The 17,182-nt window shown below is 62.2% G+C and carries 15 protein-coding genes and 1 tRNA gene; 6 read left to right on the forward strand and 10 right to left on the reverse strand.

What is annotated here, in order from left to right; genetic code table 11:
• Positions 1-473 precede the first annotated feature (473 nt).
• Both OJ996_RS18430 and OJ996_RS18435 read left to right on the forward strand, forming a co-directional pair.
• Positions 474-1,130, forward strand: coding sequence for a hypothetical protein (locus tag OJ996_RS18430; protein ID WP_264515122.1), 657 nt, complete (start codon positions 474-476; stop codon positions 1,128-1,130).
• 135 nt (positions 1,131-1,265) lie between these two features.
• The gene (locus tag OJ996_RS18435) at positions 1,266-3,407 is read left to right on the forward strand and encodes an AMP-binding protein (protein WP_264515123.1); all 2,142 of its coding nucleotides are present in this window, start codon (positions 1,266-1,268) and stop codon (positions 3,405-3,407) included.
• Between the two features lies 1 nt (position 3,408).
• On the opposite strand, the gene OJ996_RS18440 is transcribed toward OJ996_RS18435, so the two are convergent.
• A complete protein-coding gene (locus tag OJ996_RS18440; protein ID WP_264515124.1) occupies positions 3,409-3,786 on the reverse strand; it encodes a hypothetical protein in 378 nt (125 codons plus the stop codon).
• Between the two features lie 134 nt (positions 3,787-3,920).
• Between OJ996_RS18440 and OJ996_RS18445 the strand changes: the two genes are divergently transcribed.
• From OJ996_RS18445 to OJ996_RS18455, 3 genes are all read left to right on the forward strand, one after another.
• Positions 3,921-4,691, forward strand: a complete 771-nt coding sequence (locus OJ996_RS18445; protein ID WP_264515125.1) for a 3-keto-disaccharide hydrolase — start codon at positions 3,921-3,923, stop codon at positions 4,689-4,691.
• A gap of 104 nt (positions 4,692-4,795) precedes the next feature.
• Complete coding sequence (eda, locus tag OJ996_RS18450; RefSeq protein WP_264515126.1) at positions 4,796-5,428, forward strand: bifunctional 4-hydroxy-2-oxoglutarate aldolase/2-dehydro-3-deoxy-phosphogluconate aldolase; 633 nt, start codon at positions 4,796-4,798, stop codon at positions 5,426-5,428.
• A gap of 10 nt (positions 5,429-5,438) precedes the next feature.
• Positions 5,439-6,293 carry an ROK family protein gene (locus OJ996_RS18455; RefSeq protein WP_264515127.1) on the forward strand — a complete coding sequence of 285 codons (855 nt, stop codon included), beginning with the start codon at positions 5,439-5,441 and terminating at the stop codon, positions 6,291-6,293.
• A gap of 3 nt (positions 6,294-6,296) precedes the next feature.
• Here the strand turns inward: OJ996_RS18455 and OJ996_RS18460 are convergent, their stop codons facing one another.
• From OJ996_RS18460 to OJ996_RS18495, 8 genes are all read right to left on the reverse strand, one after another.
• Entirely contained in the window at positions 6,297-7,211 is a 915-nt protein-coding gene (locus OJ996_RS18460) for a YceI family protein (protein ID WP_264515128.1), read from the reverse strand.
• Positions 7,212-8,357: 1,146 nt separating this feature from the next.
• The gene (locus tag OJ996_RS18465; RefSeq protein ID WP_264515129.1) at positions 8,358-8,894 is read right to left on the reverse strand and encodes a hypothetical protein; all 537 of its coding nucleotides are present in this window, start codon (positions 8,892-8,894) and stop codon (positions 8,358-8,360) included.
• Between the two features lie 151 nt (positions 8,895-9,045).
• A tRNA-Ile gene (locus OJ996_RS18470) sits at positions 9,046-9,118 on the reverse strand.
• 82 nt (positions 9,119-9,200) lie between these two features.
• Positions 9,201-9,626: a hypothetical protein gene (locus tag OJ996_RS18475; protein WP_264515130.1), complete on the reverse strand. Its 426-nt coding sequence runs from the start codon at positions 9,624-9,626 to the stop codon at positions 9,201-9,203.
• Positions 9,627-9,754: 128 nt separating this feature from the next.
• Positions 9,755-11,611, reverse strand: a complete 1,857-nt coding sequence (locus tag OJ996_RS18480; protein WP_264515131.1) for a glycoside hydrolase family 32 protein — start codon at positions 11,609-11,611, stop codon at positions 9,755-9,757.
• A 67-nt stretch (positions 11,612-11,678) separates the two neighbouring features.
• Complete coding sequence (locus OJ996_RS18485) at positions 11,679-13,571, reverse strand: thrombospondin type 3 repeat-containing protein (RefSeq protein ID WP_264515132.1); 1,893 nt, start codon at positions 13,569-13,571, stop codon at positions 11,679-11,681.
• Between the two features lie 31 nt (positions 13,572-13,602).
• Positions 13,603-14,076 carry a hypothetical protein gene (locus tag OJ996_RS18490; protein ID WP_264515133.1) on the reverse strand — a complete coding sequence of 158 codons (474 nt, stop codon included), beginning with the start codon at positions 14,074-14,076 and terminating at the stop codon, positions 13,603-13,605.
• Complete coding sequence (locus OJ996_RS18495; RefSeq protein ID WP_264515134.1) at positions 14,063-15,430, reverse strand: sugar porter family MFS transporter; 1,368 nt, start codon at positions 15,428-15,430, stop codon at positions 14,063-14,065. Before OJ996_RS18495 ends, OJ996_RS18490 begins: the two co-directional genes overlap by 14 nt.
• A 96-nt stretch (positions 15,431-15,526) precedes the next feature.
• On the opposite strand from OJ996_RS18495, the gene OJ996_RS18500 reads away from it, so the two are divergent.
• Positions 15,527-16,681, forward strand: coding sequence for a substrate-binding domain-containing protein (locus tag OJ996_RS18500; RefSeq protein ID WP_264515135.1), 1,155 nt, complete (start codon positions 15,527-15,529; stop codon positions 16,679-16,681).
• Positions 16,682-16,823: 142 nt separating this feature from the next.
• Here OJ996_RS18500 and OJ996_RS18505 read toward each other — a convergent pair whose 3' ends face one another.
• Positions 16,824-17,048: a hypothetical protein gene (locus OJ996_RS18505; protein ID WP_035602756.1), complete on the reverse strand. Its 225-nt coding sequence runs from the start codon at positions 17,046-17,048 to the stop codon at positions 16,824-16,826.
• Positions 17,049-17,182: the final 134 nt, after the last annotated feature.

A 17,182-nucleotide genomic window follows, 5' to 3' on the forward strand; every position in this document is an offset into this window, starting at 1 on the left:
CAGGTGACCCGGAGCATGAGCACCGGACGCTGCGAGCCCTGGTCAAATACTGCTGCTACGACAAAAGGAAACGGGCGAACTTCAATCAAACCTGGAACTCCGGAGCCTTAACCTGACGCGCATGCCCACAGGGGCGACAATGAGAAAGCCCAGGGTAAGGAGCACAGCGACGCAACCCTGGGTCACGCAGCAAAAGAAATCGTGCTCTGAAGGAGCACAAGGAGGCCCCGACTAAAGGTCTAGCAAGCCTCATCCTGATCGCCGTTGGCGTTCGTCTTCTCTCCCTCAAGGATCGAACATCCATCGTCACCTGCTCGCAAACCATGGCGACGACAACCATGTGATGGGCTGCCGGATCATCTCCGTCTATTCCACCGCTCACATGCCGGACGCTCTACAAGAAACGCTTGCCGACAAGACTCCGATCACCCCGCATTAGACAGCCCCCCCATTCGCTGCTATTTCATCTTCCGATGTTCATCCTGTCTTGTGAGCCCGCCACCAGTGCCATCCCCGAATGGCACCGCGAAGTGTTCCGCGGCCATGAGGATGTCGTCACCTCGCAGGAAGGATGGTCACCCGGTTCGCTGAATCTCGCCCAAGCCTTTGCCACCAAGCTGCGCACCCTGCTCGCCCACGGCGATATCACCCGCCTGCTGGTCGACTTCTCCCGCCGCGCGGATGATCCCGAACGCTTCAGCCGCTTCAGCCTGAAGCTCACCGAAGAGCAGCGCCGCAAGCTCGACGAGCGCCATCACCACGCGCACTTCAAGATTCTCAAGCAGCGCATCGAGGAAGAACTCCGCAAGGAAGACAGCGCCATCCACATCTCCCTCCGGGCCGACAACCGCCCCGACATGGCCACCGTCGAGTTCATCCAGGACCCCTCGCGCGATGTCGAGACCGCCTTCGTCCGCAAATGGACCGATGCCCTGCGCATCGCCGCCCCCGATCTCAAGTTTGCCGTCGTCTCCGACCCCAACTACGGCCTCTCCTCCGCCCTCCGTGACGAGTTCCCGGAGCGCTTCGGCAGCATCTCCGTCGTCGCCTCCCAATCGAGCTTCCTCAATGGCACCCCCATCCGCTGGGAAAAGCTGAAGAAGCTCCTTCTCGAAACCCTTCCGCGCTAGCAGGCCCTTCCCGGCACTCTGGCCACTCCGGGAACCATTTCTGCCCCCGGGGCAAAAAATCCGTGCCTGCCCCGCCCGATTCGCTTCAATACCCCGCAAGCGAAGTCTCTTTCTCTACGTCTTTCCTGCGTCACGATGTCCAGTCCCGTTCAGATCCTTCACGCCGAACGCCTTCCTTCCAGCGGTTGCCTCGTCATCCCCGGCCGTATCAGCCTTAACGAGTTACCCCATATTGAGAAGCTCTTCACCGGGCGGAAGATCACTTGGTTCATCGAGGAGCATTCCAAGCTCGAACCGGCGGTACAGGCCCATCTCGAGAAATCCGGCTCCGGAGCCCTGTTCTCCGCTGACGAACCCTCCCCAGCCGCTGCCGGAGAGGAACTCAAGCCGCTTCTCGCTTCCGGAGGCGTCCTCATTTTTGTCCCAGGCAAGTCCGCGGCCCGCAACGCGATGCCCTGCCACATCCCCGGCAAGACGCTCCGCACCCTTTGCTCCTTCGGCCTGCCGGTCCTCCCGGTCATGGTCGACTACCCCCGCGAGGCCAGCCTCAGCATCGAGCGCCCCGGCTCCATGCCCCACGCCGTCATCGGCGTCGCCAAGGAAATCCCCGCCGCCGAGGCCAGCCCGGCAGCCTACCGCGAGCGACTCCAGGAGCTGGTCGAGGAATCCTTCTCCCGCCGCCCGCTCCTCAAGACCTCCCTCGCCACCGCCCTCCTTCAGGGCTTGAAAAAGCACAGCGGCAACAAGGTCCACGACGGCTCGGACGATTCCACCATCGGCTTCGACCGCATTCTCGGCGCCGCCCTTGTCTTCTCGAAATACCTCCGCGAGTCCACCGACAACGAGCGCATCGGCATCATCCTGCCCCCGGGCAAGGCCGGCCTGATTGCCAACCTTGCCGCCCTTTTCGCCGGTAAAACCCCGGTGAACTTCAATTTCACCGCCGGTCACGAGGCCATCCGCTCGGCCATGCGCCAGTCCGGGCTCGACCGCTACATCACCGCCGATCCCTTCGTCCGCAAGGTCGCCTCCTTCCCTTGGCCGCCGAACCGCGACCTGATCTTCATCGAGCGCGTCCTGCCCTCCCTGAAGAAGAAAATCATCACTTGGACCATCCTCGGCAAGCTGCTCCCGGCCTCCGCGCTGGCGACCATGTTCCGGATCGGCAAGAAGCGCGATCGCGACGAGGCGATCCTCCTCTTCACCTCCGGCTCCTCCGGCGAGCCGAAGGGCGTCCCCCTCACCCACCGCAACGTCCTTGGCAACGTCTGCCAGTTCGGCACCCGCCTCGACCTTGACCGCGGCGCCGCCATCCTCGGCTGCCTGCCCCTCTTCCATTCCTTCGGCTGCACGGTAACCCTTTGGTATCCAATCATCGAGGGCATTGACCTCGTCACTTACCCCAACCCTTTGGAAACCAAACGCTTGGGCGAACTCATCGCCCAGCGCGGCGTCAATATCCTTCTCGCCACCCCGACCTTCCTGCGCGGCTATATGAAGCGCGTGGAGCCTGAGCAGCTCCGCTCTCTCCAACTCGTCGTGACCGGTGCCGAGAAGCTTCCGGACAACCTTGCAGAATCCTTCCAAGACCGCTTCGGCATCCCGCCGCAGGAGGGCTACGGCCTGACCGAAACCTCCCCGGCCACCAACGTGAACCTGCCGGAGTTCCCCGCCCCGGCAGACACCACCGTGATTCCCTCCTCCCGTCGTGGTTCGGTGGGCCACCTGCTCCCCGGCATCGCCTTCCGCATGACCGATCCCGCCACTGAGAAGCCGGTGCCCGGAGACAAGCAGGGCGTCATCTGGCTCAAGGGGGCGAACATCTTCCCCGGCTACCTGAACAACGCCAAGAAGTCCGCCGAGGTCCTGACCAACGACGGCTGGTTCCGCACCGGCGACGTCGGCCGCATCGATGACGACGGCTTCCTCTACATCGAAGGCCGCATCTCCCGCTTCTCGAAGATCGCCGGCGAGATGGTCCCGCACGAAACAGTCGAAGCCGCCGTCAATAAAGCCCTTGGCCTCGATGCCGAGGCAGAGCGCAAGATCGCCATCGTCGGCATCCCGGATTCCCAGAAGGGCGAAGCCATCATCCTCCTCTCCACCATCGCCGGCCCCGCCCTGGAGCAGGAATGCATCGACCTCCGCTACAAGCTGATGGACGCGGGTTTCCCCTCTCTCTGGTGCCCCAAGGCGATCGTGCCCGTCACCGAGATCCCGGTGCTCGCATCCGGCAAGCTCGACCTGAAGGGCTGCGAGGAACTCGCGATGCGCTGAGTCACCTCACGACCACTTCGCCTCTCAGCTCGCTCCAGATCCACAGGGCATCGCCCCCGCGTTCCTCCCGCTTCTCGTAGGTGAACCAGCCGTAGGCTTCGTTCCACAGGAAGTTGTAGGTGCACATGCGCCGCACCATCTTCCCGTTCTCCGGAGTCGGATGCACGGCGATCACCCGTCGTGCATGAGTCGCCTCGAAGGGCCCGTCCTTCACCGTGCCCTCGAGAATCGCCGCGATCACCACCTGCTCCTGCCGCCCCTCGGTCTGCAGGCTGATCAGCTTGGCCGCAGGTGCCTCCAGAAGCGGCGACGGCTCGGCAGCGAAGCAGGCCCCGGCCGTCAACACGACGGCCCCGACGATCGAACGGAAGGTGTTCATCAAAGCGTAAACGCCGCGGCCGGTTTGCTTATTCAGTAAAATCGATTCGCAAATCGGACAATGCCCGGATCGGCCTTGCCCACCCGATTGAGAGTGCAACAAATGCTGCCTACTTCCGTTATCACTCTCCAACCATGAAATCGTTCTTCCGAACCGCCGCCATCGCCGCCCTCTTCATCTCCTGCGCCTCGGCCGAGGAAGAGAAATGGACCTCCATTTTCAATGGCAAGGACCTCGACGGCTGGACCCCGAAGATCCGCGGCTTCGCGCTCGGTGAGGACCCGAAGAAGACCTTCACCGTCGCCGACGGTGCGATCAAGGTGGACTACACCAACTACCCCGAGTGGGGCGAAGCCTATGGCCACCTCTACTACAAGTCCAAGCTCTCGAACTACCGCATCCGCCTTGAATACCGCTTCACCGGCGAGCAAGTGAAAGGCGGACCCGGCTGGGCCAAACAGAACTCCGGCATCATGCTGCACTCCCAAGCCCCGGAAACCATGGGCAAGGACCAGGACTTCCCCTGCTCCCTGGAGTTCCAGCTCCTCGGCGCGGGCAATGGCGTGAAGAGCACCGGCAATCTCTGCACGCCCGGCACCTACATCACGCTGGATGGCAAGGTGAACAAGACCCACTGCAATTCCTGCAAGGAACCCACCCGCCCGCTCGACGTCTGGGTGAAGGCCGAGGCCGAAGTCCGCGGCGGCAAGCTCGTGAAGCAACTCATCGACGGCAAGGTTGTGATGGAATACACCGACCTGAAGCTCGATTCCGGCGATGGCAATGCGAAGCCCCTGATCGAAGCCTCCGGTAGCGAGGACCTCACCGAAGGCTACATCAGCCTCCAGTCCGAGAGCCACCCGGTGGAGTTCAAGAACATCGAGATCCTGGAGCTGAAGCCCTGATGTTAGACCTCTCCCCGACGGGTTTCCAGTGATAGCGGGAAACCCGCCCGGCTGGCACAAAGGCCTCTTGGCCAGCTTCTTCTTATACCCAGACTTCCCTCCTGATGATCGAACGCATCCTCGCGAAACGCATCGTGCCCGTCGTGGTTCTCGACAGCCCCGAGTCGGCAGAACCCTTGGCAGAAGCTCTCCTGGAAGGCGGTCTCGACATCATGGAGATCACCTTCCGCACGGCAGCGGCGGAGGAATCCATCCGCCGGATTGCAGCCCGCTTTCCCGAGATTCTTCTCGGGGCCGGCACTCTCTTGGATGACGACCAGGTATCGCGCGCCAAGGAGGCCGGGGCCGTGTTCGGCCTCGCGCCAGGCCTGAATCCTCGCACCGTGCGGAAAGCCGCCGATCTCGGCCTCCAATTCTCTCCGGGAGTGATGAGCCCGAGCGAGGTGGAGGCGGCCTTGTCCCTCGGCTGCAAGCTGCTGAAGTTCTTCCCCGCGGAAGCCGCAGGCGGCACCGCCATGCTCAAGTCTTTGGCCGGGCCCTACGGCCACACCGGTGTGAAATTCATTCCCACCGGCGGCGTCACGAGCTCCAACCTCGCCGACTACCTCAAGGTTCCCGTGGTGGCCGCCATCGGTGGTTCCTGGATGGTCGACAAGCAACTTGTAAACGGGGGACACTGGCAGGAAATCACCCGCCTGACTCGCGAGGCGCTAGCCGCAGCCGCAGCCGTCCGCTAGGACGGTGCCCATGATCGCGGGCATTGAACTCGGGGGAAGCAAGACCGTCGTCGCCATCGGCACGGCAGAGGGCCAGGTCCATGAGGAATGGCGTTTCCCGACCAGCAGCCCGGCAGAAACCTTTCAACAGGCGATCTCATGGATCGCCGAGCGTGGCACGCCCGAGTCCATCGGAATTGCCGCCTTCGGTCCGGTAGGCGTCGTCCGTGGACGCGACTCCTACGGCAAGCTACTCGCCACGCCCAAGCCCGGTTGGGCCGATTTCTCCATCATCGGAACCCTGCAGGCGGCATTCCCGCAGGCTCGCCTGACCTTGGAGACCGATGTGAACGCCGCAGCCCTTGCGGAAGCACGCTTGGGTGCCGCGCGTGGGCTGGACGATATCGCCTACATCACCATCGGCACTGGCATCGGCGCCGGTATCCTCTCCGGCGGTCGCCTCATTCATGGCGCCCTCCATTCCGAGTTCGGTCACATCAAGGTTCCGCGGGCCCCGAAGGACAGCTTCGAGGGCGTCTGCTCCTTCCACGGCGATTGCTTGGAAGGCCTCGCCAGCGGCCCCTCCATCGCCAAGCGCTGGGGACTTGCCGCCGCCGATCTCCCCGCCGATCACCCGGCTTGGGCCATGGAGACCTGGTACATTGCCCACGGCATCCTCTCCCTTCTCGGCATCGCTTCACCCTCGCGGGTGATCGTCGGCGGAGGCGTCTCCCAGGCAGAGAATTTCCACCAACACACCGAGCAGCTTCTCCATTCGATCGCCGCCGGATACTTCGCGCCGCTTGAGGCCACCCCCTATGTCGTGGCCCCGCTCTTGGGCCAGCAGGCTGGCATCAAGGGAGCCCTTCTGCTCGCCGGGATCTGAGTCTTACTCCGCGACGATCCTCAGGTTCAGGTCGATCAGGTCGTTCACCAGGTGACCGCCGAGATTCCGGAAGAACTTCCCGGAACCATAGAAGACATTCCACCTGGTCCTATCGATCGAGAAGCTCGCCTGCGCCGCCAGCTTGCCCTCGCTTGTCACTCCCGCGCAGGCGGCGAATTCCACCGGCTGGGTGATCCCCTTCAGGGTGAGTTCACCTGCGACCTTCAGGTTGGGTGAACCGGGCGAAGCACCATTTTGAGGCGAGGCCTGCGTGATCACGAATCGGGCCTCCGGATAGAACTCCACGTCGAAGAAGTCGTCGCTATGCAAGTGGTCGATCAAGACATCGTGCAGCTTGTCCCCGTTCAAGTCGGTGCAGGTGATCCCGCGCATGTCCAAGGTGAACTCGCCGCCGACCAAGCGCCCTGCTTCGATCTTCAGCTCCCCGGACTTGATCGGGATGCTGCCGTCGTGGCGGTTCAGGAGATTGCGCCCCGTCCATAGCACACGGCTTTCGTTGAGATCCAGAGCGTGTGATCCACTCGGAATCGGGGGATGGGCGGCCTGAGCGGATCGCTCCTCCACCTCGTAGCCTGCCGCCCGCCATCCGCTGAGCCCCTCGCGGAAATCGAGCACATCGCTCCATCCCGCACGGGAGAGTTTCTCCGCCGCCATCCGGCTTTCCAAGCTCCCGTCATCCGCACCATACACGCAGACAGGACGCGCCCGATCCGGAGCGATCTCCGCCATGCGGTCGAGAAAGGCCACCTCGAAAACGCAGTTGTTCACCGCTCCCGGGATCCGGCTACACTCGCAGTCCGTATCGAGCCTCACGTCGACCAGCACCGGGGGCGCCGTGCTGCTCAGGCGATCCGAGAGCTCACGGGCATCTACTACCAAGAACAGCGGTCCGGACATAAGGGTTGAGCATGGGCACCTTCGATTCATCGGCAAGCAATCTTCCCGGAAGTTTGCTTCACTGCACCTGACTCCCCTGCCGAAAATCAGCACGAGACCGGAGCCGGAAAGAGTTCGCCCGCCGCAGGTTGATGAAGGCGGGCTGAAGCCACCTCCGCCCCGCTGGGAAACCGGCGGGCTTTTTGTTGTCTAGGCCCGCGGTCTTGGTATTCTCCCTTGAGCCATCGGCACCGGGGGCTGTTACACAAGGTCCCTTAGGCTCCTTTAGGACGCCCTGTTGAGGATTAGAACGAACTCAAGTTTGCTGACTCTGAGTTCTATCCTCCACAGGATTCTCCTTTCATGCCGCCATGGGCGAGCCCCCACCCATCCGGCGCCCTCCGGCCCGGACTGCTACGGGTGGCTGCAGGATAGGGAAGATCTATGACAGGTGGCTGCAGGTGCATTCCGATCACCACAAGGACTGCCAGTTCTACGTTAGAACTGACGACGGCGGCTCCTATCAAGGTGGCAACAAGCCGCACCGGCGAACGTGGCACGGCGAATAATGGCCAGTGAAGATTGGGCCGACTCAATGATGGCAGACCCGGTGCTGATGGTGCCGGGGCTTTTCTTTTTTCCCATGTGCTGTGATGTCTTTCCCGTGAAGCTCGCCCTGCATCGCTCCATCATCTTCTGGTCCGGCATCCTTGTGATGGGGTTCGTCTGCTGGGCGTGGAGGGATTCGGAATCCTATGTCTCGTTCGTGGAGAAGGACTCGTGGTCGCTATATCACGATAGATCCTCTGCCTCGATCTCGGGAAACCCGGACCGACTTCCACTCGCAATCCGACTCCGGCGGGATCCAGTCGGCAGGTCGACACGCACTGACCTCTTCCCTGCTCCTCTCTTCAAGCGGGGCGATACCAAAATCCCGTCACCTGCCGAATGGGAAGAGCATTTACTGTCGCCCCAGACCGCCCGCGAAAAATTGATATGGGCTCTGAATCAGAATGGCAAAAAAGGTTGGGTGATCTACATCCCCCACTGGCTCCTCCTGCTCGCCGTGGCCCTCCCATGGTCCGCCCTTTTGCTCCGGCGGGCGAGGCGGAGGAGACCCACGATCCCAGCATGAAACAGCCCCGCTTGGAGAGATCCGGGCGAGGCTTATTTTTTGCCTAGAATCGAGGTGTAGATGCGCCCGATTGGCGTGTATTCGCGCAGCGCGTCCCGGATCTCAACGACCTTCATAAACTGAGGATGATGCGCATGCAGTGGCGGGAAGTCTCTCAGCAAATATCCGAGGAAGTGCACCATGCGCTCAAAGGCGGAATCGATCAGCGTCCTGATCAGCCATTCAGGTTTTACCTCCGCCCTTCGGACAGAGATGTGTGCTAAATGCTTGTTGATCGTTTTCTCGTTGTCGGTGGTGAGGAAGGATCCCTGAGTGATGTAGTTGGGGTAATCGCTGGCCCGAACATCATCATTCATAGGTGGTTTTCCCACCCCCGGCGCTCGGAAGAACTCATTCAGCGCCCGCATATTGATCAGCGTAGATTCAAGGGACGCATTGTGAATCACCGGCCAGTGCTTTCCTAGGCCCCGAACTGCGAGGGGGTTCTCTTCCTTCGCCTGAGCCCACACAAAGACGGCGGAGGCTTGATTGAATGCGTAGAGGATGTGCTCGACCATATCGAGGAGCACGGCGTCCGAATGACGGGGGGAATGTAATGGCATGGGCCCATTTATATCCCACCCAGCGAACGGCGATCAAGTCAGTCACCGAAACCCCTTTGGCCACCGAACGGAATTTCTGTTAGCCTCCAACTTTCACAACCCTCTCATCTTAAGAAGGTAGGCCCGGTGGGGTTTGAACCCACGACCAAAGGATTATGAGTCCCCTGCTCTAACCACTGAGCTACAGGCCCTTCAATGACTTGCGCCGATCACACCCGCCGCTTCCGGCAGATCAGAGCTTGGAAACCTCTTTCGTGATCGGGGCGGCAATTACTACGCCGTGCCGACGGCCTCTGGCAAGGTCCGACCACTCCCTCTTGATCCCGCACCCGGGGCCTCGGACCTCTCTATCGGGATGGCAGGAGCACCTCCTTCTACTCCTCGCTCCTCAGGCGCGTGATCTTCAGCCGCTTGCTCATCGCTTTGGAGATATCCTCCACCGCTGACCTTCTTCAGCACTTCAGCCTTGGCCACCTCGCCCGTCATCTTCCGGAATTCCTCCTGCTGGCCGGGATCCAGATGTCGTTCAAAGGCTTGTCTCAGCGTGGCATCCCCGCCGAACATGGCCGGAGGGGTCGGGTCCTGTTCATAACACTTAAGGGCAGCGACCGCGTCCCCCTCCCTCAGCAGGGCAGTGGTTCGCGCCGTGATCTCCTGGCACTCCTCGGCGCGGATCTCATCCCGGTTCCATGCATCCAAGGCCAGCAGGGTCTCGGCGGTGGATGCTTGGTTTTCTTGGGCCAGCGCCGCGGCGCGACCTTGTTGTTCCAGCCGAATCCCCTGCCACTCCGGGATGCCCCCCCTCGCCCCGGAGCTGGCAAATCACCCTACCACATCCCCTTCAGCGCCGTTCGCTTCAGCGAGTGCACCGTCGCCTCGCCGCCCTGCACCTTCAGCGTGATCCCCGGCGCATTCGGCCGGAGCACCTTTGTGCAGGAGATCTGCCCTTCGTTCACGAAAGCCTCCACCGAGGCCCGGTCCACCAGGATCTCCACCTTCTTCACATCATCCGGGATGCTGCCGAAGCTATCCCCCACCCGCAGGCTGTTCTTCTGCAGGCGCAGCTCCATGCCCCGCACGTTGATCAGCACCGTCGAGCCCTGCGGAATCTCCACCTCCGCCTCGATCCGGAATGCCTCCCCCGACTCCGATACCGTAATCGACCGGTTCGCCGTATAGGTCTCACAGGGCCAGCTCTTCACTTCACCCGCCAGCTTCGTGATCTCCCGCACCGGTTGACGGAACATCCTCAGGCCCGCCGGCGTGCTCTTCAACTTCAGCTCACAGGGAAAGGTCACCTGCTGGCTGAAAGGCTGCCCGGCGAAGTTTGATTCACGCATCCACGCCACCTGGATCCGCCGGCCGTCACCCGTATCCACGTTGTCAAAGCTCTGCGTCGCATAGAAGGCCACGCCGCCGATATCGCCCAACTGCCGCGGCTGCTCCTCCGTGAACTTCGTGCCGTTGAAGTTACCGATCGAGTAGCGCCCGTCCGCATACACTAGCACCCACTTCTTTGTCCCGGGTGATCCCTCGACCGCCAGCTCGAAGAAGTCCGGGCACTCGAAGGCGTTCGGGATCGGATTGTTCTCGTTGTTCCAGGTCAGCAGGTTCGTCGAGGTGAAGATGTGATATTTGTCGCTCCCGTACATCACCATCACCCACTTGTTGGAGGCCGCGTGCCAGAAGACCTTCGGATCGCGCTCCGGAAAGACGAAGACCGGGTTGTTCGCGTAGTGCTGCCAGGTCCGCCCGCGGTCCAAGCTGTAGGAAATGCAGTGCGACTTGTTGTCGTTGCGCGACCAGAACGCAACCATCGGCGGCTCGCCACCCGCTTGGCCCAGTCCCGAGCTATTGTTCACGTCGATCACGCAGGAGCCCGATTGCACCCCGGTATCGAGCGCCTCTTCCCAGAAGGCCGGTTGCAGTTCCTCCCAGTGCACCAGATCCTTGCTCACCGCGTGGATCCAGCACTTGTTCCAGCGTTGGGCGAACATGTGATACTCGCCCTTGTAGTAGATCATCCCGTTCAGGTCGTTGAGCCATCCCTCCTGGCGCATCCCTGGATTCAGCCGATCCATCGTCCATTGCCGCGCGGTGAAGTGATACAGCGGTCGCGCCGCCTCCTGGTAGACCGGCGTCGTCACCACCGGCAGCACCGGCGGCGCATCCGTCTGCACCAGATGGTCCACCAGGATATGCCCCCAGCCGCCGCTCGCCTCATCCACGATATCGATCTGCGCCTGCTTCCCCGACCATGCCGAGACATCCCAGCTCGCCGCATACAGCGCATCCGAGTTCCGGCCTGTCGCGCTCTTCACGATCTTCCCGTCCACCAGCAGGTTCATGCAGGCATGGCGCTCGTAGTCGCCCCCGCCGATCCGGTAGGCGATGTACTTCCGCTCGATGGTGAAAGCGGGTGAAAGCAGCTTCCCCTGCGGACCATCGTTCCCGGTCCCGCCGCCCGCATTGAAGTTCTCGCTGCAGGCTACTCCTCCTCCCACCGCATTCGAGATCTCAAGCGGCCCCAAGCTGCTGCCTCGTGCCGGCCCCGCATTGAAGGCCGTGCCGCTCGCCTGCCACGGCGCATAGCTCGCGCCCTCGAAGTCCGCGATCAGGATGTCCTCGGCGGCCAGTGCGGAGCCAAGCAGTAAGGGGCTGATGAGAGCGAGTCGGAGCGTCATGGGTGTGAGGAGTAAGCTGGGATTCATGAAGACGGCTTGTTGATTAAAGAGCTTTCGGGATTTGGGATCAGTGATCGGAAACTTGGCGCGCCACCACCCGGCCGAAGAGCTTCTGCGAGCTTCCCGAGCTGACCTCGTATCGGACTTCGATTCCCCCGGCGACCGGTGAACTGGTGATGTCCACCCGCATTCCCGTGGCATCTGCCTCGCCATCACGTTGCCAGCTCCCGAGATCGCGGCTCCACTCGTAGTGGTAAGCCACATCGGCGGCCACCGTCGCAGCCAGCGGATGCACCATCAGCGCGACTCCATCCTCCTGCCATTCGAGCGGTGGCAGCGCGGTGCTTGCGTTGGGATCGCTGCCGAAGACTTGCTCCACGCCATTGCCGATCCCGTCGCCATCCGTGTCCGCATCGAACCCGCTGGCCGGTTCATGTCCGGCGATCCAGTCTGCAAAACTCAAGTCACCCGGTCCGAAGCGCACCTCCAGCGCCCCCGTGCCTTCGATCTGTGCGATCTCCGTGCCGCCGCCCGGATTGCCCGGCGCCTCGTAACGCCCGGCGGGCTGCGCTACACCGTCGATCACCAGCTTCGCCACGCGATCCACCTGAGCGTGGGTCAGTTGGAGCCGGCTTCCCACCCCGCTGATCAGCACCCGCTGTGCATCGCTCAGCAGCGGTGCCAGCAGGGTCAGGCGACCTTGGCTGATCTCGGTGTCGCCTGCGTGTCCGTCACTGCCTTTGATTACTAGGCTTCCCGTACCTCGCTTTCCCAGCTTCCCTTCCCCCCGCAGGTTTTGTTCGATCTCGATCGTCAGCGCCTTGGTGTCGAAGGTCATTCCGCCCGAGCCGATCCACAGATCGTCATCCGAGAAACCGGCAAAGAAACCGCCGCCGCTTGTAGTCCCGGTCGCGCGCACCGTGCCGCCGCTGACGATCACCCGCGCACTCCCCGCGGTCTTGCTGAAACCCGGCGTGGATACCTTTCCTCCTTTCACGCTCAGCACACCATTGCCACGGAAGGAGATTCCCGCACCGCTCGCATCATCGCCCGGTGTCGCATGCCCGGTAAGACATCCGCCGTTCACCGTGATGACCCCGCTCGCGCCGCCCAGGCCCAGTAGCACCTGCTTGCCCGCATGCACGTGCGCTTCATCGCGAATGATCATCTCACCCAGGCTTCCGGGATCCGCCCCGCACACCAGATGCCCTCCCACATCCAGGGATGAATCTTCCGCAAGCTCCGCTCTGCCGCTCGCACCGCTGCGACCGACGACGAGACCGCTGCCGGTGCTCACGCTTGCATGCCCGGATAGATTCAGCACCCCGTGGTTGCTGTTGTCGCCCAGCCACCCGATCCAGATCTCGTTCGCGGCATTCACCCGTGCGGAATCACCCACCTCCATGATCGAGGTATGCCCGCTGGAATTGCATCCCACCGGAAGGTTTCCTGATAGCACCTCGAGCTGCGCGGATCCGGAGAGAAGCAGCTCGCCACTCGCACCATCGCGTCCAACGACTACCCAGCTCGCGCTGCTCACCAGCGAGCTTCCGCCGAGGTCCAAACTCCCCTGCCCGCCCTTCGATCCGATCCAAATTTCATCCGCTACCGAGCGCAGGGTGCCTTCATGGATCGAATACGTCCCCACCCCGCTGCCGCCGCTGCTATCGTCGCCACCGATAATAATGCGGCGTGCATTCAGGCAGCCACCTGACTGCACGATACTTCCTTCCCCGGAATGATTCCCGAGCATCAAAGCACCGATCGTGTAAGATCCGGCCGGATCGATCGAAGCACTGCCTCCGTTGGCAATGTTCACCGCGGTCGCGCCACCGCTCGGCACCGAAGCTTCCGCCCAGTTCACCGCACTCCCGAAATCCCCGTCCCCCGCATTCCACTCAGCGGCATCCGATGCCGCAGCCAGACCGGCCAGCAGGCTGGCCACGCACAAGGGTCGCATCGGTGGAGTGAGGTGGAAGTTCATCGTCGGCTCAGGAGATCAGGATCTGGCTCTTGTCGGTCCGCAGTTGCAGCACCGCTCCGTACTCGAGCCCCTCGATGAAGGGCAGCAGCAGTTCGAGCACGTCCGCGCGTTGGAAGTGTTCCGGCTTGGTGTCGGGGTGCGGATGGTAGATCAGTCCCTTCCCCACCACCTCGTCCTTAACCAGCACTTCCACGTCGAAGAAAGAGAAGTCCTCCACCGGTTCGGTCGGATGCCACTTCACCGCCCGCAGCGTCCACCGCGGCGCGATCACTTCGTAGCGCAGCGGCGCGATGCTGACGTTGATCGTTCCCGGATGGTAGGAGGATAGATCGACTCCGAGTTCCCTGAAGTGGGGAATCTGCATCCGGATCGTGCCTCCGGGGAAACGCGGGTCGAGGTTCCTTCCGGAGGCAACCTGATGCCCCGGCACGATCTTCGCCTCGAAGGTCTGCGTCCCTGCTGGGGTCTCAGTGGCTGCCATGGATTCGTTCATCGATGTCTTCAAGGGCGATCTGTTTGGTCTCGGGGAAGAGCATCCCCACCACGAACAACTGCAACACCATCATCGCGGCGAAGATGCCGAAGGGCAGCCCGGCGAAGGGGGCTCCCACATCCTTCGCCACCAGCGGGAAAGCCCACGATACGATCATGGCCATGAACCAGTGCGTGAAGCTGCCGAGCGTCTGCCCCTTGCTCCGCACGGCGGTCGGGAAGATCTCGCTGATGAAGACCCAGATCACCGCTCCTTGGCCGAAGGCATGGCAGATCACGAAGAGGCCGAACAACCATACCAGCAATCCCGGACTCGCACCGCTCGTGAAGATCCATGCGACGCCCGCAAGCGCCAGGCCACAGCCTGCCGTACCCCACATCAGCAACGGTTTGCGTCCCACCTTATCGATGATCGCCATGCCGAACAAGGTTGCGATGATGTTCGCCGCGCCCAGTCCCACCGCCTGCAAGGCGCTCGACTCCTTGCTGAAGCCGGCCATCGCGAAGATCGTGTCGGCGTAGTACCACAGCGCGTTGATCCCGCCGAGCTGGTTGAAGAGCGCGATCGCAATCGCAAGGAATACCGGCCTGCGAAATGCCTTCGAGAACAACGGCACGCTGCCACCGGCGGACCGTCCCGAATCAAGCGACCTCTTGATGCTCGCGAGCTGCTGTTCAATGCCGCTGACCCCGAGCTTGCCGAGCGTCTCGCGCGCTTCCGCGTCCAGCCCCTTCATCGCCAGCCAGCGCGGGCTGCGCGGGATGAAGAACAAGGTGATCAGGAAAGCCGCCGCAGGCAGCGCCTGCACTCCCAGCTTCCACCGCCACTCGTGATCCCCGAGTCCCATCCCGCCGATGAGATAGTTGGAGAAATAAGCGATCAGCACCCCGAGCACGATGTTCACTTGGAAGCACGCCACCAAACGACCGCGCCATGAGGCCGGCGCGATCTCCGCCAGATACATCGGCCCGAGCACCGAGGAAGCCCCCACCGCGATCCCCCCGAGGATCCGCGCCGCCACGATCATCCACAGCTCAGTTGCGAAGGCACATCCCAGCGCGCACAGCAGATAGAAAGCCGCCGTCCATTTCAGGCAGTCGCGGCGGCCGAAGAGATCGCCCGGCTTCGCCGCGGCCAGCGATCCGATCGCCGCGCCGATCAGCGCGGAAGCCGTCATGAAGCCCTGCTCCCCCGCCGTCAGTTCCATCAGCTCCTTCAACTGGTCCTGGCAGCCGGAAATCACCGCCGTATCGAATCCGAACAGCAGGCCGCCGAGGGCCCCCACCAAGGTAGCCCCCATCAGGGCGGGCGTGATCCGGACGTGCTCATGGGTTTGATTCACATCCCGAAACTCATCGCCGGAGTTGCCAAACGGCAACCCAACGGATTGACTGCTTTTAGAAAGCAGTCATGACAGCTCACAACCGGACCTTACCGCATGAGTGACAAGCAGTCCAAGCACCACGAGATCTCCCGCACCCTCATCACCGAGATTTTGGCTGGGAAATTCCACCGCTCCAACAAGCTCCCCAGCGAAATCCAGCTCGCCGAACGCTTCAAAGTCTCCCGTCCCACCATCGGCCGCGCCCTCCTCACCCTTCACGAGGAAGGCCTCGTCGAACGCCGCCCCGGCTCCGGCACCTACATCGTCGAGACAGGCGGCAAGCCCCGCAGCTCATCGGCATCCACGCGTCAGCTCGGCATGCTAGTGCCAAACCTGCGTCACACGGAGATCTTCGAAACCATCTGCGGCGAACTCGCGAATCTCGCCCGCGTCCATGATTTCGGCCTCTGGTGGGGAGATCAGGGTCCCGCTCGCTCGATCAACGAACCGCGTATGAGCGTTGGGGAAGCCGAGGAGCTCTGTGAGCGTTTCATCGAAGCCGGACTCGCGGGAGCCTTCGTCGTCCCCTTCGAGCATCAGATCGACCGCGACGAGGCAAACATGCGGATTCTCACCCGGCTCCGCCAAGCCGGCATTCCCATCGTGCTGATTGATCGCGATGCCGTCGCCTTTCCTCGCCGCAGCGACTACGATCTGGTCGGCGTGGACAACTTCGCCGGCGGCTATCTCTTGGCGGAGCATCTCATCAAGCTGGGCCTGAAGCGCCTCGCCTACGTAACGAAACCCTTCACCGCCTCGACCGTGGATCAACGGATTGCCGGAGCGCAATCCGCCATGCTCGCCAATGGCATCGAAGTACCGCGCGATTTCGTCCGCATCGGTGATCCCATGGATCAGAAGTTTGTCCGGACCATCACCCAGAGCGGACGTGTGGAGGGAATCCTTTGCACCAGCGATCACATCGCCGCCCAGTTGCTCCAAACTCTCAATCGCCTCAAGGTGCGCGTGCCCGAGGATCTGCGCTTGGTCGGCTTCGACGATGTGCGCTTTGCCAATCTCCTCACCATCCCGCTCACCACCATGCAGCAACCCTGCCGCGATATCGCGCTCACGGCATTCAACAGCATGCGGGAACGCATCTCCAATCCTTCGCTGCCCGCGCGATCAATTACCTTGCGTCCTCAGATCATTGTCCGGGAAACCTGCGGGGCATACTTGGCGACTGGTTCCACGACTCGCAAGCGCTAGACGAAGGCTAACAAAAATGGCGGGGATGCTTACCCCGCCATGTTCCTAACAAAGGCTCCCGCAGCCCCCTAGGCTGTCCAACGACTGAACGGGCGCGGCCCAAGAACCGCACCCGGAGTGAGTCGTTGCCGGTTGTCGCCGGTCAGGCGGCGATCTCGTAGTGCTCCGCAATTTGCCGGAAGATCCGGTCGCGGCGCTCGCGGGCTTGGTCCACGTCGCGCGTTTTCAGGGAGAAGCGCAGACGCTCGGCCGTCGCATCCGGCTTGTGGACGGTGAGATGACACCACCAGACGCCGCGATTGTTCCAAAGATGATGATTCGGGTTTTCTTGGTTCACTCGCAGCGCGAGCTTGGGTTTGCGTTTCATGCGTTCTACTGCCTTGGGATCGGTTTGAACAAGCGGTTCTCCGGTGAAGAAGTCGCTTTTTGGGACGCGGGTGTGCCCGATTCCAGCGGTTTATCCAGCGCACGCAAGGGAATTTGCTAATGTTACACTCATTC

The organism is Luteolibacter rhizosphaerae (assembly GCF_025950095.1).
Lineage (GTDB): Bacteria > Verrucomicrobiota > Verrucomicrobiia > Verrucomicrobiales > Akkermansiaceae > Haloferula > Haloferula rhizosphaerae.